This is a genomic window from Xenorhabdus entomophaga (assembly GCF_037996725.1).
Taxonomy (GTDB): Bacteria; Pseudomonadota; Gammaproteobacteria; order Enterobacterales; family Enterobacteriaceae; genus Xenorhabdus; species Xenorhabdus khoisanae.
Window position 1 is genome coordinate 1 of sequence record NZ_JBBMXH010000401.1, and the last position, 326, is coordinate 326.

Annotated in this window: 1 protein-coding gene; it reads left to right on the top strand. The window is 43.9% G+C overall.

All coding sequences use genetic code 11. The features are described from left to right. Nucleotides 1-326, top strand: a 326-nt coding sequence (locus tag AAC854_RS23390; RefSeq protein ID WP_340619170.1) for a transposase, incomplete at both ends; no start/stop codon positions are given.

Sequence of the window (326 nt, forward strand, 5' to 3'; positions counted from 1 at the left end):
ATTGTGTATTTGGATGAAAGTGGTTTCGCGCAGTCAATGCCACGGATATACGGGTATTCAGAAAAAGGGCGGCGTTGTTTTGGTACACAGGATTGGAATGCGAAAGGCCGTATTAACGTCATTGGGGCAATTCTCGAAAATACGTTCATCACCTTAAGCTTATTTACTGGCAACATTAATGCCGATGTCTTTCATGCGTGGGTGACGCAGGATTTATTGCCAAAACTCCCACACGGTGCCGTGATAGTCATGGATAATGCGCGTTTTCATAAACGACTTGATACGATACAAGCGATAGCAGAGAGTCAATATCAATTAGAGTGGCT